This window comes from Burkholderia stagnalis (genome assembly GCF_039848545.1).
Lineage (GTDB): Bacteria > Pseudomonadota > Gammaproteobacteria > Burkholderiales > Burkholderiaceae > Burkholderia > Burkholderia stagnalis.
Window position 1 is genome coordinate 511,338 of the sequence record NZ_CP156687.1, and the last position, 26,400, is coordinate 537,737.

The window sequence follows — 26,400 nt, forward strand, 5'->3', positions numbered from 1 at the left end:
TCGTGCGCTGCCCGTGCGGCCGGAACGACGGTTAGAATTCGGGCTCCGCGCCGCGCGCCCACGTGCAGGACGAAGGACGGTGCGTGCATTTCGAGGAGACAATGAACGAGAATCCGCTTGCACACCGAGTGCTGCTGATCGAGGACGACGACCGACTCGCGCGACTCGTGCGCGAATACCTCGACGGCTATGAATTTGCCGTGAGAATCGTGCCGCGCGGCGATCTCGCGGTCGCCGCGGTACGCGAATACCGGCCCGCGCTCGTGATACTCGACCTGATGCTGCCGAATCTCGACGGGACGGAGGTATGCCGGCGCATTCGCGCGTTCACCAATGTCCCCGTGTTGATTCTCACCGCGCGCGCCGATGTCTACGACCAGGTCGCGGGCCTCGAAACCGGCGCCGACGACTACGTGACGAAGCCGATCGAGCCGCGCGTGCTGGTGGCACGTGCCCGCGCGCTGTTACGCCGCGTGGAACCCGCCGCACCGGAGCCGGCCGCAGATGCGCAGCCGCCCGCGCTCGTGTTCGGCGAACTGACGATTTCGCCGCCGAACCGCACGGTCACGTGGCGCGGCGATCTCGTCGACCTGAAGACCGCCGAGTTCAACCTGCTGCTGATCCTCGCGCGCGCGGCCGGCACGGTGCTGAGCCGCGACGACATCCTGAAGCAGCTGCGCGGGATCGAGTTCGACGGAATCGACCGGTCGGTCGACTCGAGCATCTCCAAGCTGCGCCGGCGCTTCGAGGACGCGTCATCGGAGCCGCGCCGGATCAAGACCATTTGGGGCCGCGGCTACCTGTTCAGCCCTTCTGCCTGGGACGAGTAAATGCTGCGCCCATTGATCAAGCTGTATCTCATCGTCATTCTGTGCTGCGCCGCGTCGATCCTGTTGATTCAATACTCGTTCAACAGGATTTTCTACGAGCGCGTGGCGCAGGCACAGCGCGATGCGCTGTCTACCTACGCGTTTGTGCTGAACGACTATATCGAACGTCATCCGGGCGCGAAGCGCACGCTCGCGCTGCGCGAACTTGCGCAGCACGGAAACGAGCGATTCGGTTTCGCGACGATGGCCTACGCCCGCAGCCAACTGAGCGGCGCGCCGCTGCGCGACCTCGACGCCGGCAGGATCGCAATCAGTTACGATCGCAAGCATTACTACATGCCGCTCAAGGACGGTTCGGTATTGCATGCGAACCCGATCGGGCCAGCCGACCTCGACATCAAGATCTATGCAAACGGCATGGTCGCGCTGGCGGCGCTGTTCGCCGTCGCGCTGTGGATTTCGTATCACTGGCGCGACCTTCGCCGGCTGCAGAATGCCGCTCGCGCCTTCGGCGCGGGGAACCTTGCAACGCGCGTGAAGCTGTCAAGCCGCTCGAACATCTACGATCTCTCGCAGCAGTTCAACGACATGGCCGAGCGAATCGAAGCATCGATCAATCAGCAGCGGGAAATGATGCACGGGATCTCGCACGAGCTGAAGACGCCGCTCGCGCGCCTCGAATTCGGGCTTGCGCTACTCGCCCAAGGCGACGACAGCGCCCGGATGCGCGAGCGTCGCGAAGGGCTGCAGCGCGATGTGCGCGAACTCGACGAGCTCGTTACCGAGCTGCTGACGATCGGACGGCTGGAACAAGGCGCGAGCGAGCTTGCGCCGATGGAAGTCGTCGTCGATGCGCTGATCGACAGTGTTGCCGGCAACGTCGCGAACGATGTCGCCGATCGGGGCCTCACGCTCGGCGTGTCGACGGCCGGCGCGCAGGCCACCCACGTGTGCGATCCGAAACTCGTCGCGCGCGCGCTGCTGAACCTGATTCGCAACGGCTCGCGTTACGCGTCGCGCACGGTGCGGCTGTCGGCGGCGAGCGATGCGTCGGGTGCACTCGTGCTGAGCGTGGATGACGACGGTCCCGGCATTCCGGTCGCCGAACGTGCGCGCGTGTTCGAACCGTTCCAGCGGCTCGACTCGAGCCGCGACAGGCAGACCGGCGGATTCGGTCTCGGGCTCGCGATCGTGCGGCGCGTCGCGCTCGTGCATGGCGGAAACGTGCGACTCGAGGACTCGCCGCTCGGCGGTGCGCGCTTCGTGATTTCGCTGCCGGCGCGGGCCCTGCCGGAGCGTGCGGGCGATGCGCCGGGGAAGACGGTGTACGGCGGGAGCGAGTGCGCCGATCGCATCGCCGCGTCGAGATCATGACGTTCGCGCGCGGACGATCGCTACGGGCCGCCGCTTCGCCCGTGATGGTGCCGACGACATCCATCGATCTCAGGCGGGAGCGCGACGTCGCGACTGGGCGCATCGCGTGCGGAGAATTTTTAAAGAACCAATGCTCTATGTTCGGACCTCGAAGTGCACGATACGAATTGACGACTTTTGTTCGAACATAGACGAAGTGACGGCATTATTTCGGCGAGGCTGTCAATAAAGTCATCAGTCACCTCGAGTCGACATCTTTGCTTTGCTATATGTTGTCCTACACAATTTCACGACAATTGACGCGGGCGATGGGAAAGCGGCATCGGAGCCGCGGCCCGGAAACTTTCACTTTCGAATGGCCCTGAATCGGGGCAGCCTCGGGTACCAGGCTCAACACAAACACGACGAAGACAAATCACCATGAACGCATCCGACATCAATATCCACAAGATTCTGGAGCTGCTGCCGCATCGGTATCCGATTTTGCTGGTCGATCGCGTGCTCGAATTCGAGCCGCAGACGCGGATCAAAACCCTCAAGAACGTGACGATCGACGAGCCGTACTTCGTGGGGCACTTCCCTGGGCAACCGGTGATGCCGGGTGTCATGATTATTGAGGCGCTGGCCCAGTCAGCCGGCCTGCTGACGCTCGGCGCGGACATGGAGCGGAGGGCAGGGGCGCTGTATTACTTGGTCGGGATAGACGGCGCGCGATTCAAGCGCGTGGTGCGCCCCGGCGACCAACTCCATCTGAACGTTTCCGTGGTGCGTTGCATCCGTGGTATCTGGAAGTTCCAGGCTAACGCGACCGTGGGCGGCGAAGTGGCCTGCGAAGCCGAGTTGATGTGCACCGTGAAGCAGGCCGAAGGCTAGGATCCGCTAACGCAACTGGACAAGGCGCGAGGTGGCTTCGCGCCACGTTGAACGGCATTTTGTATGTGCTGCACAGGCGGCCCGCGTCTTCAACTGCACGGAGGCCGGACATCCCGATAATCCGGTTCAGCCTGTCTTTTCATATTTTACATAAGGTGATTTAGCGAATTTTTAATGGGGTCTGGTTTATATTAGAGGACTGCAGTCAACGTCACGAACGCTGACGTCCGCGTCGCCGTCGCGCCGCGGCGCGTGCCACGCAGCCGGGTTACGATGCGCCGCCGCCGGCATGACAAACAGTCGTTCATCCCAAACGACCGGCCGCGGTTCCGCAACGACAATCCGTACGGCGTCCGGGTGTGCGGGATTCACCAGCGCGTTGTATTCGGCGCGCGCGACGACCGACGGCACGACCAGGATCGCGCTGCGCGCTTCCGTCAGCCATGCGTCGCCGAATCGACGGGCGATCTGCTGCGCCGGGGCGTCCCACCCTTCGGGCAGCGATTCGGCGGTGTGTCGTTCGATGCTCACGTCATCGGACACGGTCGACTCGACGCATGCGTGCGTCTTTGGCACCCTGCCGATACGCGCGTGGACGAGCACCTCGAGCATGGCGCCCGCGAACGTCAGCGCCGCGTAAATGACCGGACGGCCCGGGCTGTTGAAGCGTCCGCCGATCAGCATCGCACCGGCGCCGCTCCAGATCGTGTGCCACGTGTCGGCGATGCGGTACAACTTCATGCCGGAAGCCCGTAGAAGAGCTTCCACAGCACTTCCTCGTAACGCCGTCACGGACCGTGGTTTGCCAGGTGCGCGCCGGGCGGGCCGGTACAGCGCCGCGCGATACCAGCGCTGACGCCGCTTGCGAGTCAGTGTGAGCAGATCGGCACACGTAGCGACGTCGGCGGCCGTGAGCCGCGCAATGAGCTGGGGTCGAACCAGCCCTCGAGCGCGTGCTCGGGCTGCGACGTCTCAACGAGACTCGCAGCCCTCCGCGCCCTGCTTCGGGTATGGACAGCAATGCGAGCGCGGATCTCGCGCAGGGCCCCGCCGTGGACATTGTTACGCATTTAAATGCATATCCGTGCCGATGTTCAAGAATACGATGCGCTTCAACAGCGTATTCAGGTTGACTTAACAGTTATCACATTGTCATCGCCGGATTTTTAGGGATATCGATTACCCCTGACATCTGCAGCCGATCAAGATGGATTTTTCTAAATAATCGTTTTCCAAGCAACTATGCCGGAGACTGCTTCCGTTTTTAGGACCGCCAGGCGCGAATCTCATCGTGGCGCGGGGAGTCATTCCCCTAAACGACGCCGAATAGATTTACGCAAGCCAACAACGACATCGAAATCAGTCTTGCAAAAAAGGGGGGGCCATAGATTTCCTGAAGCGCCCCGAAATTCTCCTTGCATTTCACAAATCCTGGCCAATACTGATACCAATTTAATACCAAATACATACCAAAGTAAGCCAGGCTTCATCACCGGCATCCGCCATAAAGCAAAGGAGAATGTAATGCAACGTTCGATTCACCGCCTGTGCCTGCCCCTGATCGGCGCGAGCAGCCTCTTCGTGGCCAGCTCTGCGGCCTATGCCCTGCCCAGCTGCAGCGCCTGGCAATCCAGCCAGATCTATAACGCTGGCGATTACGCCTTGTACAACGGCCAAACCTGGCAAGCGCAATGGTGGACGCGAGGGGAAACGCCTACAGCCAGCCAAGGGTCCGTTTGGCAGCAGCGCGCCGCCAACTCATGCGCGCCTGTCAGCGGCGGCGGCTCAGGCAGCGGCGTGCCGCCGGAACCCACGCCCACCGTGGGCTACAACGTGGGCTCTTATTTCACCCAATGGGGCATTTATCAGCGCCAGTACTTTGTGAAAAACCTGGCGGCCAGCGGCGGCGATAAAAAACTCACCGTGCTCAACTACGCTTTTGGCAATGTCTACGCCAACGGCCAGTGCGGCATGGTCACGGTGGCGGAAAGCGGCAATGGCGATGGCGGCGATGCCTGGGCGGATTACCAGCGCGCCTTCCCTGCGGCGGAGTCCGTGGACGGCCAGGCAGACAGCTGGGACACCCCACTACGCGGCAACTTCAACCAACTGCGTAAGCTGAAACTGAAAAATCCGCAGCTCAAGGTGCTGATCTCCCTGGGCGGCTGGACCTGGTCCAAGAACTTCTCCACCGTAGCCGCCAGCGACGCCAGCCGCCAGGCGCTGGTTTCCTCCTGCATCAACCTCTACATCAAGGGCAATCTGCCGCAACAAGAAAACGCTGGGGGACAGGGTGTGGCGCTGGGCGTGTTTGACGGCTTTGACATCGACTGGGAATACCCGGTGGCCGGTGGCCTGCCCACCAATCATTACAGCGCGGCGGACAAGCAAAACTTCACCCTGCTGCTGGCGGAGTTCCGCCGTCAGCTGGATGCGCTGGGCCAGCAGAACAAGCGTCGCTATTACCTTTCCGCCGCGCTGGGCGCCGGAGTGGACAAAATCCGCAATACCGAACCGAGCAACTACGGCACTTACCTGGACTGGGCCAATGTGATGTCTTATGACTTCCATGGCGGCTGGGAAGCGCAGGGCCCCACCAACTTCCAGTCCAACCTCTACCCGGATCCGGCCAATCCGGCCCAGAACGACGCCAAGTTCTATGATATCGACGACGCGGTGAATGCCCTGGTCAGCGCTGGCCTGGCCCGCAACCGCATCAATGTGGGCATCCCCTTCTATGGCCGCGGCTGGACCGGCGTGGCCGCCGGCCCTAATGGCAATGGCCTGTATCAAAGCGCCACCGGCCCCGCGCCCGGCACTTACGAGGCGGGTTACGAGGACTATCGTGTGCTGGGGGGCCGCGCAGGCACGCGTTATGTGCATCCCGTCACCAAGCAGCTGTGGAGCTATGACGGCACGCAGTTCTGGAGTTATGACACACCGGATGTGATCCGCACCAAGCTGGGCTATGTCAAAGCCCAGCAGCTGGGCGGCGTGTTCAGTTGGTCATTGGATGGCGACGATATGCAAGGCTCACTGCTGTCCGCCATGGGCGAGTTGCGCAGCGCCACCGCCGCCACCAAGCCCACCGGGGTGACCCCGAACCGTTAATGCTAGCAAAGCATTTTTAGCTGGAGTCCAGCATGCCGGTCCGCGTGCCCAATCCCTCGCTCAAGGCACGCGGTCTTTTAACGACGCACCGGCATTGCCACGTTGGCGTAGGATAACGACATGAAAACGACCTCGCTCTATCGTGGACGCCGGTTTCCTGCGGCCACCATTGCTCAGGCCGTGCGGTGGTATTTCCGCTTCCAGCTCAGCCTGCGCGATGTCGAAGAATTGCTGTTCGAGCGCGGTGTCGTGGTGAGCTGCGAAACGATCCGGCGCTGATGCGACAAATTTGGCAGGCCCAACGGGTGTAGCAGCCATATCCTAATGTCGTGTTTTTGACTGCTGGCATGCTGGACGGCTCGTGGAGCAAGCGCGGAGCCGACCATGCAGCCAACCGGATTGGTGACACTGACGATGCGAGAGCTTGATCGACTCAAGGTGATCCAGGCGGTGGCCGAAACTGGGCTGATACCGGGCCGCGCGGCTGAGCGACGGCTCCTGCCAGCCACGGCCGGGCCCGCTCGACGCGCGGCCTCAGCGAAACGACCAGTTTCGATGCGCGAAGTAGCTGGTGAACACAGGTGCCCCGACGCCGGCCAGATGCGCCAGGTCCTGCGCATGCCAGCCGAAGCCGATGGCCGGCATCAGGTGCTGGGCGAGCCCCACGCTGACGGCCCAGGTCTGCGGCAGCGCGAACAGGTTGACGGCCGTGAAGGCGGCCGCCGAGCGCCAGGTGCGCTGGCCGCTCGCGCCGAACACGTAGCGGCGCGCCAGTAGGTAGCCGCAGCTCACGCCCACCACCCAGGCCAGCACGATCGCCGTGGTATACGGCAGCCACAGGCTGAACAGCATGCGCGAGCCGAGGTTGGCCGCCGCCGCGATGCCGCCGGTGGCGAGAAAACGCGCGAAACGGCGCGCGCCCTCTCTCCCGACCGCCGTCGTCGCCGCTCCCGCTCCCGTTCCCGTTCCCGTTCCCGCTCCCGCGGCTCCGGAACCCGGCGCGCTCATAGCATGCGCGCCATCCGGCGCGCCAGGCCGATGCTTTCGGAAATCCCGCGATCTTCCGGGTAGTAGTGGCAGGTATCGGCCACCAACAGGCCTTCCACCGGCGTGCGGATCGGCGGCAGCCGATCGAGGAAGCCCGGGCCGCAGACAGGCTGCGCGTGACGATAGCGGTTCACCCTCACCTCCAGCACATCCTCGGCGCTCAGTGCCGGATTGATGCGACGCAGGTAGCCGACCACCTTGGTCTCGTAGGCCGCATCCGGCTCGGCGTACTTCGGATGCGTGCCCGGCATGTAGAACGGCACGTAGACCACATGCGCATCGAGCGGGCGCAGGTTGGTGTATTCGACGATGCCCGGGATATCCATGGCGGGATCGTTAACGTTGAGCCAGAAGTTGTCGCTCACCGGCTTCGCCAGCTTGACGATCACACAGACCACGGCGACGTTCGGAATCGCGCGCCAGGCGTCGAGGATCTCGGCCGGCAGGTCCGGCATCAGGCGCGACGCGTGAGCCAGCGGCACGGTGCTGATCACCTGCTCGAAGCGCTGCTCGCCGGCGGCGGTGAGCACGCCCCTCACGCGGCCCGCCTCGATCAGCACGCGCTGCACCGGCTGGCCGAGCCGCAGCTCGCCGCCGCGGCGCTCGATCTCGGCGCGCATCGCCTCGAGCAGCGCCGCCGAGCCGCCCTCCAGGTAGCCGAGCTTCTCGCGCATCAGGCTGTAGCGCGAGCGGCCGATGCGGCGGATGCGACTCCAGATCCAGGCGGCCGAGAGATCCTGCGCGTGCTCGTAGAACTTGTAGTCGAACAGCCGCCGCCACAGCACCTCCCAGGCTTCCTCTCCGATCCAGCGGCGGATCCAGCCGGTCGCCTCGATGCGGTCCAGGTCGCGCCAATGGTCGCGCCGCGTCGCCAGCAACGCATGCAGCCCGTAGCGGAACTTCGCGATCCAGCCCAAGCCGCGAAAGCGCAGCAGCGCGAGCGGGTTGCCCCAGCGCTGCACACGGTTCCGGTAGAAGTAGCCCATGCGCGTCTCGACCCAGCGCAGGCGATCCTCCATGCCCAGCTCGCGCAACACCTCGAAGAAAGCGTGGTCCGAAGCGGCATGGAAGTGGTAATAGCGTTCGATGTCGATGCCGCCGAAATCGAAGGAGGCGGCCATCCCGCCGATCCGGTCGTCGGCCTCGAACACCACCACCCGGCGCCCGTCGCGCGCGAGCTGGTAGGCCACGCCGAGCCCCATCGGCCCGGCGCCGAGCACGGCCACTGCCGGCTTGTCGCTGCGTCGCTCCATCGGGCCTCCCTCAGAAATCCAGCTGGACGCGGCTGTACACCGGGTCGCAGAAGGTCTCGCCGACCGCCTCGCGCAGCGAGGTGGCGCGCACCCCGAAGATGCGCTCCCAGTCGATCACCTCGAATTCGTCGCCGGCCGTCAGCGCCCGCAGCTGCGCGGCGGTAAACGGCGGATCGCGATCGAACCAGGCATAGATGGTCAGCAGCGCATGGAACAGCCGGTACGGGATCCTGACGATCGCGCAGCGCGCGCGCACCGCACGGCGCACCTCGCGGATCAGGTCGATGTAGTCGACGCGCTCGCGGCCGCTGATGTTGTAGACCTGGCCGCGGATGCGCGCCTCCAGGCAGGCCACGATCACGTTGCAGAAGTCGCCCGCGTAGAGCGGCTGGCGCACGAAGCGCCCCGAGCCCGGCACCGGGAACACCGGCACGCGCTGCATGAAGCGCGACAGCCAGCCCAGGTGCTTGCGGTCGAACCAGCCGAACATCAGGGTCGGGCGCAGCACCACGCAGTCGATACCCGAGGCCAGCACCATCTGCTCCTGCTCACGCTTGGTCTGCGTGTAGAAATCGTCGCCGACCGACTCGACCACCGAGGAGCTGATGTGCACCGTATGCGGCACGCGGTGCAGGCGGATCGCCGCCAGCACCTGGCGCGTGCTGTCGAGGTTGTTGCGCACGAAGGGCTCGCGCGTCGGCCCGCCGATCTGCGCCTGCAGCATCACCACCGCGTCCGCGCCCGCGAAGTGGCGGGACCAGTCGCCCGGCTCGGCCAGGTCGGCGTATTCGGCGACGATGTCGGGATGCAGCCGGCGCAGCACCGCCAGGTTCGCGCGATGCTTGTCGAGCACCACAATCTCTTTCACGCCGCGGCGCTTGAGCCGCGCCACCAGGTTCTGTCCGACGAGCCCGGCGCCGCCGGGCAAGATCACTCGCAGGTTCACAAGGACACTCTCTTGAAAAGGAAGCCGGGCATCCAGCGGATCGCGCACATCACGCCCGCCCAGAACCACGGCGTGTAGATCGCGTCGCGACGGCGCGCCACCGCGCGCACGATGTCGGCCGCCACGCGCTCGGGCCGCGCCACCAGCGGCCCCGGCAATTGCAGATGGGCCGTCATCGGCGTAGCGACGAAGCCGGGCTTGATCACCAGCACGTGCACGCCCGATTTCGCGAGCCGCGCGCGCAGGCCCTCGCAGAACGCCACCACGGCAGCCTTCGCGGCGCCATAGACGTAGTTCGAGGGCCGCCCGCGATCGGCCGCCACCGAGGCGATCACCGCGATCGTGCCGGCGCCGCGCGCGGCCATCCGGTTGGCCAGCGGCGTGAGCAGCGCGATGGTGGACAGCCCGTTGGTGCTGAACTCGCGCACCGCCAGCGCCGCGTCGCGCTCGCAGGCGGCCTGCTCGGGCAGCGAGCCGTGCGCGACCAGCGCCAGCTCGATCGGGCCCAGCGCGCGCTCGGCCGCCTCCAGCATCGCCGCGTGCGTGTCGAGCGCATTGGCGTCGAATGCGAGGGTCGCGACGCGCGACGCTCCGCGCAGGCGCAGGTCGTCGGCGATCTGTTCGAGCCGGTCGGCGCGCCGGCCTGCCAGGCACAGCGCGGCGCCCTCGCCGGCCCAGCGGCGCGCGCATTCGGTCGCGATCGCCGAGGTCGCGCCCACGATCAGGATGGTCTTCATGTCTCGGTGGTCCGTTGCCAGAAACGCGACTGGATCGCCGGGTCGCGCAAGGCCTCGACGCGCGTCCAGGCCGGATAGGCGCGCCGGAAGTCCTCGCCCGACATATGGGCGTCCTTCGCGGGATAAAGACGGCCGCGCGCGCCGCGCACGATCGCGTCGAGTCGCGCGAACAGCGCCGCGTTGCGCGCGTCGTGCTGGGCGAAGTCGAGCGCGAGCGAGGTGCCCTCGAGCGGGAACGACAGCAGCCCCGGCGAGACCAGCGCCCCGCAGCGCTTGAGCACGGCCAGGAAGGAACCGGCACGGCTGGCCGCAATCGCCGCCAGCATCTCGCCCATCGCGTCGCGCGCATCGGCAGCCGGCACCACGCACTGGTATTGCTGGAAACCGCGCCGGCCATAGATACGGTGCCATTCGAGCAGGCCGTCGAGCGGATAGAGGAACGGCAGCAGCTCGACCCGCGCGCGGCCGGCGGCGCGGCCGGCGCGCCAGTAATGCAGCGCGTTGAAGGCCGGCACCGACAGGCGGTTCACCAGCGAGAACGGCGGCGTGAACGGCACCGTCAGCTGCCGCGTCGACGGCCTGCTACGCATGCCGGAGCGGCCAGCCGCATTGCCCTTACCCCCATCCTGCCCGCCCTGACCGCGCGCTTCAGCCGGCGCCGCATCGGCCACCGTCAGCACGCCGCGGCCCAGCGCCTTGCCGCGGCTGCCGCAATCGATCCAGGCCACGCTGTACTCGTGGCGCGCATCGTGCTCGTTCGACAGCGCGAAGAACTCGTCGAGTCCGCCGAAGCGCATCTGGCGCAGATCGACACGAGCCGAGGGCACCTGCATCAATTGCAACTCGACCCAGCTGATCACGCCGGTCAGGCCGAGCCCGCCGATGGTCGCCGCGTACAGCTCGGGATGGCTCCGCGCATCGATCTCGAGCGGCCCGAGATCGGAGCGCACCAGGCCGAAACGCGTGACATGGCGGCCGAAGGTGCCGCGTATGTGATGGTTCTTGCCATGCACGTCGTTGGCGAGCGCGCCGCCGAGCGTCACGTAGCGCGTGCCCGGCGTGACGGGCAGCATCCAGCCGCGCGGCAGCGCCGCGTCGAGCAGCACGTCGAGCGTCATGCCGGCTTCCGCGCGGATGCGGCCCGTCTGCCAGTCGACGTCGATGAAGCGGTCGAGCGGCTTCATCCACAGCACCTGGTCGGAGACGGCCAGGCAGCTGTCGCCGTAGCTGCGGCCGTTGCCGTAGGCCAGCACCGAAGCCTGCCGCCCGCTCAGGCCGCTCAGCAGCGCGGGCAGGCTGTCGCGCCAGTGCACCGGCGCGCCCGTCTGCGGATGGCGCGGATAGCGCGCCCAGGATCGCAGGCCGGTCGTGCTCATATCGCGCTGACGAAGACCAGCACGAACAACGCGGCTACGCCGAGGCTGGTGGCATCGGTGGCGGCGAACAACACCGGGTCGCTGTTCATCTGACCGCGATTGGTGATGATCCAGGTGCGGCTGACCCAGTACAGCAGCAGCGGGCAGGACAGCCAGATGCGTTGCGGATTGGCGTAGAGCATCAGGGTGACGGGATCCTGGATGTAGAGCGCGAGCACCAGCACCGACAGGTAGCCGGCCGCCGCGCCCAGCGCCAGCACGATGGCGCGGTCGTCGCTGACGTAGCCGCGCCCGCGCGCCTGGCCGCCGGCCAGCGCCACCAGTTCGGTGTAGCGCTTCACGAGCGCGAGGCTCAGGAAGATGCACATCGAGAAGGCAAGCAGCCAGAAGCTCAGGCGCATGCCGAAGGCGGCCGTGCCGGCCGCGAGCCGCGCCGTGTAGAGCGCGGCCAGCGCGATCACGTCGACGATCACCATGCGCTTGAGCACGAAGGAATAGGCCACCGTCAACGCGTAATAGGCCGCCAGCGCCAGCGAAAACGCGCTCGGCAGGCAGCTCAGCGCGATCGCCAGCGAGGCGGCCAGCAACAGCGGAAAGGCGACAGCGCCCGAGAGCAGCGACAGCGCCCCGCTAGCGAACGGCCGATGCCGCTTGACCGCGTGATGGCGGTCGTCGTCGAGATCGACCAGGTCGTTGAGCACGTAGACGCTGGAGGCGCACAGCCCGAAGGCGAGGAAGGCCAGCAGGCCCTGCCAGAACAGCGCCGGCTCGCCGGCGCGATGCGCGGCGAACAGCGGCACGAACACCAGCAGGTTCTTGAGCCATTGATGCAGGCGCAGCGCGCGGGCCCAGACGCGCAGCGTGCCGGCGCGCGTGTCGATCACGTGCTCGACGTTGCCGTTGCGCTGCGCCTCGCGCGCGATGCGCCGGGGCGCGTTGACCACGTAGGCGCGCTCGGCAGCGCGCCACGCGGAAAGATCGTCGCGGGAATTGCCGACGTAGTCGAAACCCTTGTCGCCGTAGGCGCCCACCAGCGCGTCGCGCTTGTTGTCGGCCGACAGGTTGACGGCGCCGTCGCTGGCGAAGGTGCGATCGAACAGGCCCAGGTGGCCGGCGATCGCATTGGCGTAGTGCGAGGCGCTGGCGGTGGCCAGCGTGATCGGCCGGCCCTGGCTGCGCTCGGCGCGCAGCCATTCGAGCACCGTGCCGTTGTAGGGCAGGCTCGTCACGTCGACGCTGGCGGCCTCGGCCAGGCGCTGCTTGAGGCCGGCCTTGCCGCCCTGCAGCAGCCACAGCAGCGGCCGATAGAAGCGATGCGGCCAGCGCTTCAGGTAGGCGAGCCCGGACTCGACCAGCATGTCCGACTGGATCAGCGTCCCGTCGAGATCGACGACGAGTATCTTGTCAGCTTGCATGAATCGCCTCGTCGGGATCAGCGCGCGTGGGCGTCGGCAGGCTTGCGCGCGACGATGAAGAACTGCTTGCCGAGCAGCGGCCAGACCGGCGGCAGGCGCAGGTAGAGCCAGACCAGCGCCGGATGCGTGGGCAGCGCGCCCTGTGTCGTGTAGGGCAGGAAGCGGTCGATCGAGCGCTCGATCTCGAAGCCGGCCAGGTGGAGCGCCTCGGCCAGCGACTTGTCGGTCAGGCCCAGATGGTGGTCGTAGAAATCCCAGTAGGCGCCCGCCAGGTAGCGCAGGTTCGGCCCCAGGATCAGGTAGCGCCCGCCCGGCTTCAGCGCGCGCCGCACCGAGCCCAGGAAGGTGTCGAGGGTGGCCTTGTCGGGCAGGTGTTCGAGGAAGTTCGAGGTGAACAGCAGGTCGGCCTGCCCCGCCACCAGCTCGCCAACCTGGGTGGCCGCCGCCTGGTGGAACTCGATGCCGGCCTCCAGGCTGCGGCGCGCGTCGGGGTTCAGGTCGATCGCGATGCGGCGCCGGGCCCGCACGTGGTTGATGAATTCGCCGTAGCCCGAGGCGACGTCGACCACCGTGTCGCCGGGCGCCACGTAGCGCTTCAGGAAGCTGCCGTAGATTGTCCGCCAGATCGCGTCCTTGCGCGCCAGCACGTGGTCGGCGAAGCGCTTGCGATAGAGCAGTGCCAGTTGGTTCGGGTTCATCTCAGGGTCCTCAGTCGGCGAACTGCAGCGCCACGCGCGTATTGCTGCACGACACCAGCTCGCCCTCGCTGGCGTAGGCCACGCCGAGCGTCTGCCTGCCGTGCAGCCCGGCCGGGTCGAGATAGGCGGTGTAGCCGAGATCGGGCAAGGGGCCGGCGCCGATCATGTCCTGCACGTCCAGGCGCGGCATGGCGCGGGTCGGCGCGTAGCGCACGTGGCCGCTCGCATCGGTCAGGCTCAGGTAGGTGCGCGCTGGCGGCCGCATGGTCTGCGGCTGCGCCACCAGCCAGCCTTCGGCCGACAGCACGTGGCCGATACGCGCGCTGGCGGGCGCCGGATAGGTTTCGTTGAGCACCAGCAGGCTGCCCATGCAGGCGCCCTCGCGGCGCCGCGCGGTGCGATCGGCCGGCGCGAGATCGCCGAGCGGGTCGTGCTGGAACAGGCTGGCGGGATCGGCTGCCGGCGTGACCGGCGCAGGCGTCAGCGTCACGCGGTAATGGCTCTGCCAGGCATAGGCGCCGCCTTCGGCTGCCTCCACCGTGAAGCGCGTCACCTGCTGCGCGCGCAGTGCGCCGGGCGCGCCGTACATCAGCGCGAACTCGGTCGAATTGCGCACCAGCGGGCTCAGCACGAAGCCGGCGCGGGCCATGCCGGAGACCAGCTTGTAGTCGTGCTCGCTGCCGTCGCGCAACGTGACGCGGATGCGCAGCGCGGCCGGCTTCAGCGCGAAGGCGCGCAGGCGCCCCGCCAGGCTCGGTTCGACGTCCAGCTTCGCCATCAGCGGCACGGCCGAATCGGGCACCGTGACAGGCACGCCCAGCATCGCGTCGGCCTTGAGCACCGGCGCCTGCGGACTGGCCGGCGCCGGCGCGTGCGCGAGATAGAGGAAGTTGTCGCGGAACGCCACCGGACGGTAGTCGCGCATCAGCACCGGCCAGCTCGGGCCGTCGTCGAGCGTCGGGTACTTGCCGTCGATCGGCGTGACCCGCATCAGCACCATGTCGGGCGCGCGCGCGCCGGCCAGGTGCGCCGCGTTCAGGCCCGCCAGCATCGGACTGTAGGCCGCGTAGCTCTGGATCACCGGGCGCGGGTTCCACTGGTTGCCGGCCGCAAACAGATCCGATTGCCAGAACGAGTAGATGTCCGAACTGCCCTTCATCAGCGGCACCTCGTGCTCGCGGCGCAGCGCCGCGAGGCGTGTCAGGTAGGCCTGCGCGAGCGCATCGCCGCGCGCGCGCAGCGCGAGGCCCTCGCTCACGCCGAGCGCGGTACGCGCGACGTTCATCGCGTAGCGCGCGGGCGTCGCCTCGGTGTAGTGCAGCGCGATCGCCCAGCCCGCCGCCGCGCCGAGCACGGCCAGCCCCGCGCCCGGCCAGGACGGCGCGGCCAGCGCGAACACCAGACCCGCGAAGGCGATAGCGCTGGCGGCGATCAGCGCGTGATCGTCGTGGCGCACGAAGCCGCCCTTGAAGCAGAGGAACAGGAAGGCCGCGAAGGACAGCAGCAGGAAGGCGCGCAGCCTGAACGCCTCGCCGCGCCGCAGGGCGATCGCGGCGAGCAGCGCCAGCGCCGGGAGCAGGTAGAGCGCGAGATCGATGGCCGGGCCGTCCAGCGCCATGCCCTCCTCGTAGCCCGAGATCATTGCCACCAGCGAATGCAGGTAGGGCCCGAGCGCCGCCAGCGGCTGGCCCGCCGCCTGCCACAGCGCCATGGCGGCCAGCGGCGGCGCGAGCAGCATGACCAGCGCGACGCCCCACGCGCGGCGGCTGGCCAGCAGCAGCACGCAGAGCAGCAACGCCGCCGCGCAAGCGGGCAGCATCGAGCCTTTCACCAGCGGCAGCAGGCCGAACGGCGCGAACATCAGCAGCGCGGCAAGCGGCTTGCGCCAGGCCGAGCCGGGCTCGACCTGCGCGTCGAGCCCGCGGCAATGGCGATACCAGGCCGCCGAAACCAGCAGCGGATAACCGAGCAGCAGCACGTCGTGCGACAGCGCGCCGGCGATCATCAAGGCGAGCAGCAGGGGCAGCACGCGCCCGGCGCCGCGCGTGAGCTGCAGCGTCGCGCTCGCGTAGCCGAGCAGAAACACCGCGCTGGCGGCCAGCATCAGGCCGTCGGTGGCGGGATGGAACACGCGCGTGAACACGCCCGCATACGGCCCGAGCGTGAAGACGATGTCGCGGCCGAACACCAGGCCCTGCGCCAGCGCCTGGTTCAGCGCGGCCATCCACGACGGATCGAGCCCCTCGCCCGGCATTGCCGGCAGCCACGGCAGGATCACCGCGGCCAGGGCCAGCACCGCTAGCCATCGACAGGCCAGCGCCAGGCCGCCCCGGCCCGCCTCGCCGTGCTCCCGCGCCGGCGTGATGCCGCCGGGCGCGGCGGCCGGCGTGCCCGGCACGGCGGCCGCGGCGGAGGCCTGCATCGTCAGATCATGCTTGTCACTCACCTGCTCTCTCCCTCGTCGTCGATCGGCGCCGGCCGCCTTCCGGCGGGCCCGGCCATGCCGTCGTGCTTGTCTCGATTCTCGATACCGGCATGCATGGCCACGCCGGCCGTTTCTCAGTGCGCCGTCGCGGCGGCCGGCATCGCCGCTCGCGGCACGGCGGCGCCGGCGGCCTGCGCGCTGTTCGCGCCGTGCGTCTCGACCGCCTCGCGCAGCAGTGCCGGGAAGGCCGTGAACGGATCCATCTGCGCGAAGGCGCCGGCCACTTCCCGCGCGCGCGCCGCGTAGGCCGGATCGGCCAGCATCCGTGCGACGATCGCCGGCAGTTCGCCGCGCCGCACGCGCACCGGCCTCACCGTCAGCCCCGCGCCGTAGCGCTCGATGTAGCGCATCGCCAGCAGCTGATCCATGTTGGTCGGGATGCCGATCACCGGCGTGCCCTCGCCGAGCGCCTGGTAGCCGGTGGGGCTGCCGCCGTTGCTGATCACCAGGTCGGCGCGCCGCGCGATCTCGGCGCCGGGCAGGAAGCTCGCGGTGTACAGCCCCTCGCGCGGCGCCGGCAGGTAGCGGCCGCCCGAGGTGGTCACCACCTGCAGGCCTGCCCCGAGCAGCCCGTCGACGATGCGGTCGGTCAGGCTCACGTCGCCCGAGGAGCCGAGCGAGACGTAGACCACCGGCCGCCCTTCGTCGAGCGAGGTCCACCAGTCGGGCAGGCCGACGGCGGGCGACCAGCTCACCGGGCCGAGATAGGCGTGCCCGGCCGGCAGCGCCGCGAGCGGCACCAGCGACGGCGAGTCGTAGTAGCCGACGCGATCGCCGAAGGTCCAGCCGGCGCGGCAGGAGGCGAACGGCGGCAGGCCGAAGTGGCGGCGCGCGCCGTCCAGCGCGCGGGCCTGGAAGGCCAGCACGAGGCGTCCCATCAGCGGCATCAGCCTGGGCACGAACGGCAGCCGCGACATGTTCAGGCCGCGGATCTCGGGCACCGGCAGCACCGGATCGTCCACCCCGGTGCTCCAGTAGGCGTTGATCAGCGCCACGTAGGGCACGCCGGCCAGCCGCGTGGCGACCGACAGGGAATGGCGGAAATCGCCGACCACCACGTCGGGCTCGACATGCCGGATCAGCGCCAGATCCTCTTCCGTGTACCCGATCAGTTCCCGCTTCGAATACAGGGCCGCGCCGGTCTCGATCGCATCGAGGAAGGCTTGCGCGCTCTTCGAATGGATCTCGTGATAGCGGACCGCCGGATCGTCGTGGACATAGGCATAACGCGCGTCGCAGGCGAAGTGCACCTCGAAGGCGCGCTTGTCGAGCGCCCTCGCGAGGCAATAGGGCCGCGCCACGTGCGCGAAGGTGGCCGCCTCGCCGAAGCAGAGCACGCGCAGGGGGCGAGTCGCGAAAGTCAAGATCGGATTCCTCGCGGCCGGCGCTTCAATAGACCTGGACGCGCCACAGCTCGCGCGCGGCCGAATCGCGCGACATGGCGCGGCGCCCGTGCAGCACGCTGTAGTTGTCGACCATCACGATGTCGCCGTCCTGCCACTCGTGCTCGACGAGGTACTTCGGCGAATAGGCGAGCGCGTTGACGCGCGCGACGAAATCCTCGGGCACCGGGTCCGGCGCGGAGACGTCGACCTCGAAGCGCTGCAGCGAGGATTCGCTGCCCTCCTGGTAGCGCAGCAGCTTCTCGCCGGTCTCGGGATGCACGGCGATCAGCGGGAAGGTGCGCGGCACGCCGCCGAAATAGGTCATCTTCGTGTTGTAGGTCAGGCTCAGCCGCTCCCACTGCGCGAGCGTGGCGGGATCGAGATCGCGGACGATCGCGCGCGCGTCCACCAGGGTGGTCTGCCCTTCGCCTGGCTGCGGCGCCTTGCGGCAATGCAGCGCGAACAGGGTGGCCGCGAAGTGCTCGTCCTGCTGCACCAGCGGATGCGTGAGCGGCAGCATGCTGAGGTCCCAGTGCAGCGGCACCGATTCGAAGGAATGCACATAGCCGTTCGGCTGTTCCTCGGGGATCACCTTGTGCACCGGGCCGAATTGCCAGATGTAGGGACGCCCGAACTGCGAGGTGAAGGCCACCAGCGCATCCTCGTCGGCCACCTCGAACCCGCGCAGCACCACGAAGCCGTAGCGGCGCGTGAGGGCCGCCACCGCTTCCCGCGACAGCGCGTTGCAGTCGAGGCGGCCGCTGCCGGGCCGCGGCGTGACCAGCAGGCCGAAATCCTCGCCATGCACGATTTCCATGTCGCAGTGCTCGGCCAGCGGCGCGGCGCCTTCCACGCCGCACCAGGGTTGGCCGGCGCGACCGATCACGGCCACCTCCAGTTCATCGACGGCGGCTTGTTTGCTCAGCATGATGGTTTCTCCATTCGATCGATACACGAGGACGCCATGCCAGGGCAGCGCGGCGTCGCCGCGGCGGGCATGCATCCGGACAGGAACCTTGCGCTGCTCGGGCGCGGGGTCGTGGACGGTGAGCCGGATCCCGTCGGGCAGGCTCGCCGCAAGAAAGGCATCGAGCGCGATGCCGCGCTCGGCCATGCGGCGCGCAGCGGCTTCGAGATCGGCAGGCGTGCCGGCGGCTTGTCCCGCCGGCACCATCGGGGGATTCGCGAGGTCGGGCGCCGGGTGTTCGGCCAAGCCGGCCGCCGCGTCGCCAGCGGCACCCTGCCCGGCCGCGCCGGCCAGGCCGCGTTCGCGCGCCAGCAGGCCGCGCAGCGAGGCGACGCGGCGCGCATGGCGGGCGTCGCCGAGCAGCGCTCGCGGCTCGGGCCAGTAAGGCGCGAGCGCGCGATCGGCGCTATCGGTGGCGCGCTCGAAGGTGGGATCGACGCTCGAATACGAATGCCAGACCAGGTGCCGCGACGCGTGCAGTTCGCGCAGCGCATGGTGATAGCGGTTCGCCACCTCGCGCGGCACGCCCAGCAGGTCGTGGAAGGTCAGGCCGTCGCTGAACAGGTCGATCAGGCAGCCCGGCGCATGGAATCCCGCCACTTCCTCGCAGAACGCGTCGAGATAGGCCAGCGCCGCGCGTTCGCCGGCATCGGGCAGCGCGCCGAGCACCTTGCCCGAGGCAAGCGGCGCCTTCAGCGGAAAGCCCGGCAGCGTGAGTCGGATCGGCTCCCCGCGCGCGACGAAGGCATGGGCCTTCGTCGCGAGCTCGTCGCGCTGCGCGGGCGAGAGCCGCGCGAGCTCGCCCTCGCGCGACAGGCGCGCCGCGAACACGGCCATGAAGCGCTCGACCACGGCGGCGTGGTCCTCGAACTGACTGGCGCGCTGGTTCATGCCGCGCGGGCCATGAACAGGTTGTCGCGCAGCATGCGGATGAAGCGCTCCCAGACCGGGTAGTCGGCCATCTTCCAGATGTCGGCGACCCAGGCATCGGCCTGCTCGGTGGTCCAGCCGTGGTAGATCATCTGGTAGTGCGCGACGAAGGCCGACACGCGAAGTTGGCGGCGCAGTGCACCAGCCGCCGGCGACCGGCGCTGGCGTGATACACGGCGCAGAAGCGCACGAAATCGGCCAGCGTGGGGGCCTTGAAGTTGACCGGCAGGAAGTGGTATTCGATGCCCAGGCGCTGCATCAGCCCGGCCTCGTCCTCGATCGAATAACGCGCGTCGGTTGGCGCGAGATCGATCACCACCTCGAACCCCTCGCTCGCCAGCCGGCCGAACTGCTCGGCGGACGGCTGGCCGGATGTGAGCGTGCATTCATCCAACCAGCGTTCATTGCTGATTCCGAATTGCTTCATGCTATCTCCGTGCGTCGAATAAGCCCGCTTCAGCGGGCGGGAACGTGCCGGCGGCCGTGAGCCGGCCGCAATGCCGCCGCGCAGCCCAGCGAGACCAGGGCGGCGACCACCAGGATCGCGCCGAGCGGCCGGCTGCCGGCCGTCTGGTAGCCGATCGAGGCAAGGATGGTGGCCACCAGCACCGCGACCGAGGTCAGGCAGTTCATCGCGCTGGAGCAGGCGCCCGAGATCGAGGCGAAGCGCGCGATGGCGCCGGCCGAGCCGGTCGGGATGGTGATGCCGATCGCGAAGGTCATCAGCCCGAACGGGGCGACGTAGCGCACCGGCGTGGCGCCGAAGCCGCTCTCGATCGACAGCCAGAACAACGCGCCCGCCACCACCGCCAGCGAGGCGCCGACCTTCAGAGCGCCCTCGTCGCCGTACTTCGCGGCGAGCCCTTTCGCGGCGGCGCCGCCGAGCCCGAACAGGCCCGCCAGCGGCAGGAAGCTCACGCCGATCCACACCGGCGCGAGGCCGAACTGCGCGAGCGCGAACGGCGCCACCGTCAGGTAGGCCATGTAGCCGCCCACCGCGGCCGCCACCGACCAGGCATAGAGATGGAAGCCCAGGTCGCCCAGCAAGGTGCGATACGGCGCGAACACGGCACGCAGCCCGGCCGGGCGCGCGGCGCGGCGCTCGCGCGGATGCGTCTCGCGGTAGAGCGCGGCGGTCCACGCCAGCATCAGCACGCCGAGCGCCAGCAGCACCACGAAGGTGTAGCGCCAGCCGAAGGCGCCGGCGATGGCGCCGCCCGCCAGCGGCGCGAGCGCGGGCGAGATACCGACGAAGGACATCACGAAACCGAAGATGCCGCGCACGCGCTCATCGTTGCCGGCGTGCACGTCGGTCACGATCGGCTGCCAGAGCACGGTGGCCGCGCACACGCCGAACGCCTGCAGGAAGCGCAGCGCGAGGAAGCCGCCGATATCGCGCACGAACAGGCAGCCGAGCGTGGCGGCGACGAACACCAGCAGCCCGAACAGCAGCACCGGCTTGCGCCCCATCGCGTCCGACACCGGCCCGTAGAGCAGTTGCGTCACGCAGGTGCCGGCCGCGTAGACGGTCAGCGAGAGCCCGACCAGGAACACCGAGGTGCCGAGCTCGGCCTGGATCTCGCCGAGCGCGGGCAGGTAGATGTCGGTGCCGAGCATCGACAGGATCGCCAGCAGCGCCAGGTAGATCACGGGGGGCGGGCGCACGGCGGGCGCCGCCGGCGGAAGATTTCGTTCAGCCATGGTGAAGAATGCTCAGGTCCGGTTGCGGGTAATGGACGAAGTGGCAGGGAATGCCGTCGGTAAACACCAGCACGGAATTGCGCTCGTCGATCTCGGAGCGCTTCTTCAGCACGATCCGGTCGTTCTCGCGCACCGCCACCGAGTGCCAGGGCGTGAGCCAGACGTCGTCGCAGTCGACCAGGCGGATGCCGATCTTCTTCGAGGCTCGGAACTGCGGGTGGATCGACAGGCGCAGGCTGTTCGGGAAGCTGCGGTCGATCAGCCGCCCCCAGGCGTTGCTGCGCTGGATCACGCGATAGGCGTTGCTGCGCGCCATCTTCTGGATCGCCGTGTTGCTGAGGCCCTTGAAGCGTTCGATGCCCTGCGTGTCCTCGAACAGGAAGCGCGTGATGCCGCGGTACATCGCGATCGCGGCCGGATCCTCGGCGCACTGGCGCTTGATCTGGTCGACCGAATCGCTGTGGACGATCAGCAGTTCCTCGCGCTTGGAGGTCAGGTCGTCGAGATAGCGGAAGGTGTCGTCGAGGTCGAAGAACTCGAACACGCCGGGGAAATGGCGCCCCGCATAGGCTTCCAGGCTGTCCAGGTACTGCCGCACCTCGGGGTCGGGGATGTTCACGACGTCCGAGAAGCAGTAGCCGTCGGAGCAGATCATCAGCTTCGCGCCGGGTGCATACAGCGCGCCGATCCGCCGACAGAGCCGCGCCAGGTTCGCCAGCGCGTGCTTCTCGGCCAGGTCGGGCAGCGCGCCGAGCGTCTTGCTACGATTAGGCGACTTGCCCGGAAAGGCCGGCAGGATCATCGTCACCGGCTCGCCGCGCTCCACCACCGGCAGGATCGCCTCGATGTGATGCCGGGCCTCCTCGGCAAAGCGGTACGGCGTCTCGTCCTCGGAGCGGTGCAGGTTGCGCAAGGCGAACACTTCGCGAACGATCGCCTCGGCGAGCGCCCACGCGTCATCCCGTGCTTCGCGCACGACGGCGTATCCTAGTTGAACGGACATGATTTCTCTCAGGATGGATGGTCCGCGCCATTACCGCGCAAAGCCGCGCGCATGGCGTTCTAATTCCGCCATTCCACGTCCGGCCAGGGAATGGAATCGATATGGCGGCAGCAGCGACACAACCGGGTTATTCACCCAAGGAATTAACTTATCTTGTTTACGCGAATGGAATTTACATAGCGATAAACATTTCGTCAACAGAAATATCGGAATTCCTTAAACATGAAATTCACCCCATGAATAATCGTTTTGTTCTCACAAGTTGATTTTTCCGCCGGTTTATTCCACCGGTAAGAAAGGGGTGATTGTTGAGAGAAATGCGTGCATTCAAGCGCATTGTTTTTCGTCGTTTTCGCCTCGATACCCGCGCCGGCAAAGGGAACGCCCCAGCGTCAACAATCCGTCATTTTGTTGACGATTTACCTTCCACCCTTCTCCGACTTCATGCGGCGAGCAGCTCGACGAACCGAGCCGGGATATCGACAAACCATTTGTTCAATATCGCGTCGCCAATCGATAGCTTTGATCAGGAAATGCGAGGATTCCATATGCCGATCAGCCAACCTGTAATTTTCAACAAACTCCGGCCTGATATTCCAGACTCTGCTGCGAAGCATTCAATAAAATCATTCGCCATGATTCGAATCCAGGCAGGCCACTTCAAATGGCATTCCCATTGCCATCGGCAAGGCATCTGCATTTTGTTTTACATACGCCGGGATTGGGCTATCCGGCCGAGGCGAGCCCGGTAACGCGCCTCTCGCCGCGGCCCCTAAACGCTCAGGATCCCGAGCGAATCGGTTTTAGGCGCGCCTCGCCTCGCGCCGCACCGCCCGCGGTGGCGCCCCGAAGCCGCGCACGAAGGCCGCGCGCAGATGGCGCCGGTCGCGAAAACCGGGCGCAAGCTGCCTGGCGGCGCCTACTCGCTCTACGCGCCATAACGGCAGATGGTCCGCCTCGATGGGCGTTTTATAGCGACAAGTACAGCGTGTTTCGTAACGTCAACCCGGGCAAGAGTGGCAATCGGGTGACGCATTTCGGCCGTGCGATGTACGAGCTGAACATCGACACGTTCTGCGCGAACAGCAGTTCGGCCAAGGAGTGCGTCGAGCGTGCGCACCTGACGCTGCAGGACCGGCCGGTCAAGGCGCTGAGATTACGCGGGATCAGTACGGTAGCCGGCGCGAACGCTTATGCGCCCTCCTTCATGGCCGCGTATGACGCCCGCTTTGCGAAGCTTGCATCACAAGCGGAAACGGAACGGCGCTCTGCCAAGTCCCGCTGATCGAGCGTCAGCGCCCTGCTGCTTCAAGCGCAATCCTTCGACGCTGAATGACGGGAAAACCGATGAAACACGCGACATCTGTATTTAGCTGCCGCTACGACAGTTGAATCTTCGCGTGACATGGCCGCAGAGAACGAGCGTTCCGGACGACGACGCGCCGCGAGCGCCCTCGAAAAATGACGAACCCCGTTTGTCGAAAATCAAAAGACGAATAAGTTATTTGTCGCCAATCCTAACTTTCAAAATCCACCGCCTACAATACAACAGTCGATCCGGAAAATGACGGACACACAGGATCGACACCCCGTTTTCAATTCTCGATATTGTTTTAAAAAACATCAAAGGAGAAGCGATCATGGCTCAGGTTACCCTGTGGGGCAGCGTCCTAGGCAACGGCACGGTGGTGGATGGCTCGGGCGGATTCACCGTGAGACGCGAAAGCACCGGCACGTATCAGCTGTCGTTCAACTCCGCATTCGTCAACAATCCGGCGATCGTCGGCTCGCAATGGGGATACGGCGGCGGGCAAAACACGCTGGACAACGTGATCTTCCCGGCGCTTTCCGGCAGCGGGGCCACGATTCAAACCGGTGACGCGAACGGGAAATATACCGACCGGAATTTCAGCTTCGTCGTAATCGGTTCGATCAGCTGAACATCGATCAGCGCGATGCCACCGTGGCCGAGGGGGCATCGCCTCCCTCGGCCGCGCCGGCGCTTGAGTCAATAACCGCGGCCGTTCAGCGCTTCGCCGGCACCGGCGGCTCGCCCGCCGTCGTCGCGTTGCGCGCCCAGTCGGCGAACTCGCTGTCGTAGCGATTGCCGATGTACGCGACATAGTTCGCGTAGCCGTCGTAATCGCCCGCACGGAAGCGCGACACGATCGTGTCGACGTCCGCGCGATGGCGCTCGAACATGAAGCGCGTCGCCATGTAGCCCCACCGGTAGGCGCGCGCGACATAGTCGCTCGACGAATAGCGCGTGCCGAGCGTATCCGAGAACCGGTACGTGCCCGCGCGCGCCGCGTCGATCGACTCCTGGTTGTCGTTCTTTCTCGACAGATATTCGGCGACGCCTTCGATCCACCAGACGGTCGGCTTCGCGGTGCTCACCGTGAAATCGCCTGCCATGTCGTAGCGGCCGTCGAGGTAGTGCGTGAACTCGTGCTCGAGGTTCCACACCTTGAACTCGGGCCGCAGCCACGATGCCTCGTGCGCGATGAAGCGCGCCTGGTTGCCGGGCGCGGACGGGTCGCCCTCGAGATACATGCCGCCGTTGTCGGTGCTGATGCCGTAGATCACCGACGCATACTTCCGATAGTTCGCGTAGTCGTCGAAGATGACGAGCTCGATCGTGTCGTTGCGATCGCCCGCGACCGGCTTGCGCGCGGTCTTCATCATCCGGTGGAAGTAATCGTCCTGCTGCGCGACCGCCGTGCAGACCGATTGCAGCTGCGGCATCGTCATGTCCTGCGCGAGAATGCGCACGCTCGCGCTGCACGTGTAGCGATGGGTGAGCACCGCATCGGTCAGCCGCTTCTTGTAGTCGCACGTGCCATAGTCCGCGCAGTTGCCGGGGTCGCCGTAGTCGACCGCTTCCGCCGCCGCAAGCCAGAGATCGCTGTCCGCGCCCGTCATGCTCGTCGATGCGAGCATGTCCTGGATCATCTTCTTCACCCGCGGCTTCTGCTTCGGATAGCGGATGAAGCGAAACGTTTCGCGCGCCGCGTCGGCAAGCTGATACGCGGCGCTCGTGTTCGACAGGCTCGCGCGGTTCGCGGTGACGAAGCGGTTGAGCGTCTCCGGCAGCGTCGCGTCGCTGTCGAGCATCGGCTGCGCGCCGCTGCGCTGATGCGCGTAGAAGAACACCGTGAGCAAGCCGGTGAAGCCGCCCGCCGCACTGCGCTGCAGCAGCGGCGCCGCCGCCTGCGGGTTCGTCGCGCTCGCGGTGTACGACGCGACGCGGTTCTTCAGCGTCGGCAGATAGTACGCCTCGTCCTTCATGTTCGTGATGAGCTTCATCAGCTCGCTCGCGGTGCTCGGCGCACGCGAATTGTCACGATAGAGCGCCTCGCCCTCGAGGCTTTGCTTGATATACGGACGCAGCGACACCGCGAGGTTCGGGATCGGATCGGCAATGCCCGATACATCATATTGGTAATACGCGGAGCGCAGATAAATCAGCAAATTGACCAGAATCAAATTGCTCGCATCGTAACGATAGATTTCCTGCACGAAACGGCTCGCGACAGCGTGCACGTTTTCGGCATTGAAGATCTGCGCGGCCAGCGTCTTGTCGACCGAGAACAGGCCGTAATGGCATTCGTAATCGGGAAGATTCGCGATGTAATCGGCCAGCGCCGCGCCGTGATACTGGGTCATCGCCGACATGTCGCGGCAATCCGCGCCCGAGGCGCTGCGTTTGCTGCGCTTGGACGGCTGCTTGAGCTGCGAGGGCCGGGTCAGCGCCGCGCGATCCTGCTCGCTGAGCGGCAGGTTGTACTCGGCCTGCTCGGGTGAAACCGGCAGGTTCTGCGGCACGCGCGGCATGCGCGCCTGCTTTTGCGGCGTCGCCTGCGTATTGGCCGATGCCGTGCCGATCAGCCCCGCGAATACCGACAGCGCCACCCCGGCCGACCAGCGACGGGCGGTTCGAGACACCTCATTGATTGACATGTTAGTTGCCCTCAATTATTTTTTGAGCGCAAACGATATAACATGGAATATTGAAATGTCAATTTAACGACGGCTCAAAATTTATAAATCCGAATTGATTTGACGAATCGCACATTGACGATCATTTTTTCAACAATTCGATCAATCGGCCGGACTCCATAAAATAGCCGGGAATTGCCGTTCGAAATCCGGGCGGCACGCGACCCGGCGATGGCTGTATCCTGCCCGTGACGGGTCACACGGCGCGCCTCCTTCTTATGCGCGCGCCTCCCGGAAGCACGTCGTCCCACACCGGCACGAAGCGATCCA

General features: G+C 66.6%; 20 protein-coding genes and 3 pseudogenes. 7 read left to right on the plus strand and 16 right to left on the minus strand.

Annotated features, from left to right (window positions below; translation table 11 throughout):
* Window positions 1-101 precede the first annotated feature (101 nt).
* From ABFO07_RS33040 to fabZ, 3 genes are all read left to right on the plus strand, one after another.
* The gene (locus tag ABFO07_RS33040) at window positions 102-830 is read left to right on the plus strand and encodes a response regulator transcription factor (protein WP_059959416.1); all 729 of its coding nucleotides are present in this window, start codon (window positions 102-104) and stop codon (window positions 828-830) included.
* Window positions 831-2,204 (plus strand): ATP-binding protein, encoded by a 1,374-nt coding sequence (locus ABFO07_RS33045; protein ID WP_081075464.1) that lies wholly within the window; start codon window positions 831-833, stop codon window positions 2,202-2,204.
* A gap of 420 nt (window positions 2,205-2,624) precedes the next feature.
* Window positions 2,625-3,077: a 3-hydroxyacyl-ACP dehydratase FabZ gene (gene fabZ, locus ABFO07_RS33050; protein ID WP_059880334.1), complete on the plus strand. Its 453-nt coding sequence runs from the start codon at window positions 2,625-2,627 to the stop codon at window positions 3,075-3,077.
* Window positions 3,078-3,359: 282 nt separating this feature from the next.
* On the opposite strand, the pseudogene ABFO07_RS33055 reads toward fabZ, so the two are convergent.
* Window positions 3,360-3,818 (minus strand): annotated as a pseudogene (locus ABFO07_RS33055) (RES family NAD+ phosphorylase); the annotation flags it as partial.
* 783 nt (window positions 3,819-4,601) lie between these two features.
* Between ABFO07_RS33055 and ABFO07_RS33060 the strand changes: the two are divergent.
* A complete protein-coding gene (locus tag ABFO07_RS33060) occupies window positions 4,602-6,188 on the plus strand; it encodes a glycosyl hydrolase family 18 protein (RefSeq protein WP_059881598.1) in 1,587 nt (528 codons plus the stop codon).
* Window positions 6,189-6,308: 120 nt separating this feature from the next.
* Window positions 6,309-6,464: pseudogene (locus tag ABFO07_RS33065) on the plus strand (IS6 family transposase); the annotation flags it as partial.
* Window positions 6,465-6,722: 258 nt separating this feature from the next.
* Here the strand turns inward: ABFO07_RS33065 and ABFO07_RS33070 are convergent.
* The 14 genes from ABFO07_RS33070 to ABFO07_RS33135 form a co-directional block, all read right to left on the minus strand.
* A complete protein-coding gene (locus tag ABFO07_RS33070) occupies window positions 6,723-7,196 on the minus strand; it encodes a GtrA family protein (protein WP_322230340.1) in 474 nt (157 codons plus the stop codon).
* Complete coding sequence (locus ABFO07_RS33075) at window positions 7,193-8,488, minus strand: NAD(P)/FAD-dependent oxidoreductase (protein ID WP_081063141.1); 1,296 nt, start codon at window positions 8,486-8,488, stop codon at window positions 7,193-7,195. The genes ABFO07_RS33070 and ABFO07_RS33075 overlap by 4 nt, the downstream gene beginning before the upstream one ends.
* A gap of 10 nt (window positions 8,489-8,498) precedes the next feature.
* Entirely contained in the window at window positions 8,499-9,434 is a 936-nt protein-coding gene (locus ABFO07_RS33080) for an NAD-dependent epimerase/dehydratase family protein (RefSeq protein ID WP_430733101.1), read from the minus strand.
* On the minus strand, window positions 9,431-10,171 hold the full coding sequence (locus tag ABFO07_RS33085) for an SDR family oxidoreductase (protein WP_059881594.1): 741 nt from the start codon (window positions 10,169-10,171) through the stop codon (window positions 9,431-9,433). Before ABFO07_RS33085 ends, ABFO07_RS33080 begins: the two co-directional genes overlap by 4 nt.
* Window positions 10,168-11,547 (minus strand): FAD-binding oxidoreductase, encoded by a 1,380-nt coding sequence (locus tag ABFO07_RS33090; protein ID WP_347469742.1) that lies wholly within the window; start codon window positions 11,545-11,547, stop codon window positions 10,168-10,170. Before ABFO07_RS33090 ends, ABFO07_RS33085 begins: the two co-directional genes overlap by 4 nt.
* Entirely contained in the window at window positions 11,544-12,962 is a 1,419-nt protein-coding gene (locus ABFO07_RS33095) for a UbiA family prenyltransferase (protein WP_059881590.1), read from the minus strand. The genes ABFO07_RS33090 and ABFO07_RS33095 overlap by 4 nt, the downstream gene beginning before the upstream one ends.
* Window positions 12,963-12,979: 17 nt before the next feature.
* Window positions 12,980-13,660 carry a class I SAM-dependent methyltransferase gene (locus ABFO07_RS33100; protein WP_063888716.1) on the minus strand — a complete coding sequence of 227 codons (681 nt, stop codon included), beginning with the start codon at window positions 13,658-13,660 and terminating at the stop codon, window positions 12,980-12,982.
* A gap of 10 nt (window positions 13,661-13,670) precedes the next feature.
* Window positions 13,671-16,106 (minus strand): hypothetical protein, encoded by a 2,436-nt coding sequence (locus ABFO07_RS33105; RefSeq protein ID WP_060014895.1) that lies wholly within the window; start codon window positions 16,104-16,106, stop codon window positions 13,671-13,673.
* 113 nt (window positions 16,107-16,219) lie between these two features.
* On the minus strand, window positions 16,220-17,509 hold the full coding sequence (locus ABFO07_RS33110) for a glycosyltransferase (protein WP_155634384.1): 1,290 nt from the start codon (window positions 17,507-17,509) through the stop codon (window positions 16,220-16,222).
* A gap of 25 nt (window positions 17,510-17,534) precedes the next feature.
* Window positions 17,535-19,388 carry an L-tyrosine/L-tryptophan isonitrile synthase family protein gene (locus tag ABFO07_RS33115; RefSeq protein WP_060014899.1) on the minus strand — a complete coding sequence of 618 codons (1,854 nt, stop codon included), beginning with the start codon at window positions 19,386-19,388 and terminating at the stop codon, window positions 17,535-17,537.
* Window positions 19,385-19,546: a hypothetical protein gene (locus tag ABFO07_RS33120; RefSeq protein WP_347469743.1), complete on the minus strand. Its 162-nt coding sequence runs from the start codon at window positions 19,544-19,546 to the stop codon at window positions 19,385-19,387. The genes ABFO07_RS33115 and ABFO07_RS33120 overlap by 4 nt, the downstream gene beginning before the upstream one ends.
* A complete protein-coding gene (locus tag ABFO07_RS33125; RefSeq protein WP_347469744.1) occupies window positions 19,516-19,854 on the minus strand; it encodes a protein tyrosine phosphatase family protein in 339 nt (112 codons plus the stop codon). The genes ABFO07_RS33120 and ABFO07_RS33125 overlap by 31 nt, the downstream gene beginning before the upstream one ends.
* A 29-nt stretch (window positions 19,855-19,883) precedes the next feature.
* Window positions 19,884-21,092, minus strand: coding sequence for a Bcr/CflA family efflux MFS transporter (locus ABFO07_RS33130; protein WP_060273188.1), 1,209 nt, complete (start codon window positions 21,090-21,092; stop codon window positions 19,884-19,886).
* Between the two features lie 28 nt (window positions 21,093-21,120).
* On the minus strand, window positions 21,121-22,131 hold the full coding sequence (locus tag ABFO07_RS33135; RefSeq protein ID WP_063894162.1) for an isocyanide synthase family protein: 1,011 nt from the start codon (window positions 22,129-22,131) through the stop codon (window positions 21,121-21,123).
* 964 nt (window positions 22,132-23,095) lie between these two features.
* Between ABFO07_RS33135 and ABFO07_RS33145 the strand changes: the two are divergent.
* Both ABFO07_RS33145 and ABFO07_RS33150 read left to right on the plus strand, forming a co-directional pair.
* A pseudogene (locus ABFO07_RS33145) lies at window positions 23,096-23,368 on the plus strand (ISNCY family transposase); the annotation flags it as partial.
* Between the two features lie 403 nt (window positions 23,369-23,771).
* On the plus strand, window positions 23,772-24,071 hold the full coding sequence (locus ABFO07_RS33150) for a hypothetical protein (RefSeq protein ID WP_230943250.1): 300 nt from the start codon (window positions 23,772-23,774) through the stop codon (window positions 24,069-24,071).
* Window positions 24,072-24,156: 85 nt separating this feature from the next.
* Here the strand turns inward: ABFO07_RS33150 and ABFO07_RS33155 are convergent, their stop codons facing one another.
* Complete coding sequence (locus ABFO07_RS33155; RefSeq protein WP_060014903.1) at window positions 24,157-26,091, minus strand: collagenase; 1,935 nt, start codon at window positions 26,089-26,091, stop codon at window positions 24,157-24,159.
* Between the last annotated feature and the right edge of the window lie 309 nt (window positions 26,092-26,400).

Coding starts and splice junctions, on each gene's coding strand:
- ABFO07_RS33040 (WP_059959416.1), top strand. CDS start 102: ATGAACGAGAATCCGCTTGCACACCGAGTGCTGCTGATCGAGGACGAC.
- ABFO07_RS33045 (WP_081075464.1), top strand. CDS start 831: ATGCTGCGCCCATTGATCAAGCTGTATCTCATCGTCATTCTGTGCTGC.
- fabZ (WP_059880334.1), top strand. CDS start 2,625: ATGAACGCATCCGACATCAATATCCACAAGATTCTGGAGCTGCTGCCG.
- ABFO07_RS33060 (WP_059881598.1), top strand. CDS start 4,602: ATGCAACGTTCGATTCACCGCCTGTGCCTGCCCCTGATCGGCGCGAGC.
- ABFO07_RS33070 (WP_322230340.1), bottom strand. CDS start 7,196: ATGAGCGCGCCGGGTTCCGGAGCCGCGGGAGCGGGAACGGGAACGGGA.
- ABFO07_RS33075 (WP_081063141.1), bottom strand. CDS start 8,488: ATGGAGCGACGCAGCGACAAGCCGGCAGTGGCCGTGCTCGGCGCCGGG.
- ABFO07_RS33085 (WP_059881594.1), bottom strand. CDS start 10,171: ATGAAGACCATCCTGATCGTGGGCGCGACCTCGGCGATCGCGACCGAA.
- ABFO07_RS33090 (WP_347469742.1), bottom strand. CDS start 11,547: ATGAGCACGACCGGCCTGCGATCCTGGGCGCGCTATCCGCGCCATCCG.
- ABFO07_RS33095 (WP_059881590.1), bottom strand. CDS start 12,962: ATGCAAGCTGACAAGATACTCGTCGTCGATCTCGACGGGACGCTGATC.
- ABFO07_RS33100 (WP_063888716.1), bottom strand. CDS start 13,660: ATGAACCCGAACCAACTGGCACTGCTCTATCGCAAGCGCTTCGCCGAC.
- ABFO07_RS33115 (WP_060014899.1), bottom strand. CDS start 19,388: ATGAACCAGCGCGCCAGTCAGTTCGAGGACCACGCCGCCGTGGTCGAG.
- ABFO07_RS33125 (WP_347469744.1), bottom strand. CDS start 19,854: ATGAAGCAATTCGGAATCAGCAATGAACGCTGGTTGGATGAATGCACG.
- ABFO07_RS33135 (WP_063894162.1), bottom strand. CDS start 22,131: ATGTCCGTTCAACTAGGATACGCCGTCGTGCGCGAAGCACGGGATGAC.
- ABFO07_RS33150 (WP_230943250.1), top strand. CDS start 23,772: ATGGCTCAGGTTACCCTGTGGGGCAGCGTCCTAGGCAACGGCACGGTG.
- ABFO07_RS33155 (WP_060014903.1), bottom strand. CDS start 26,091: ATGTCAATCAATGAGGTGTCTCGAACCGCCCGTCGCTGGTCGGCCGGG.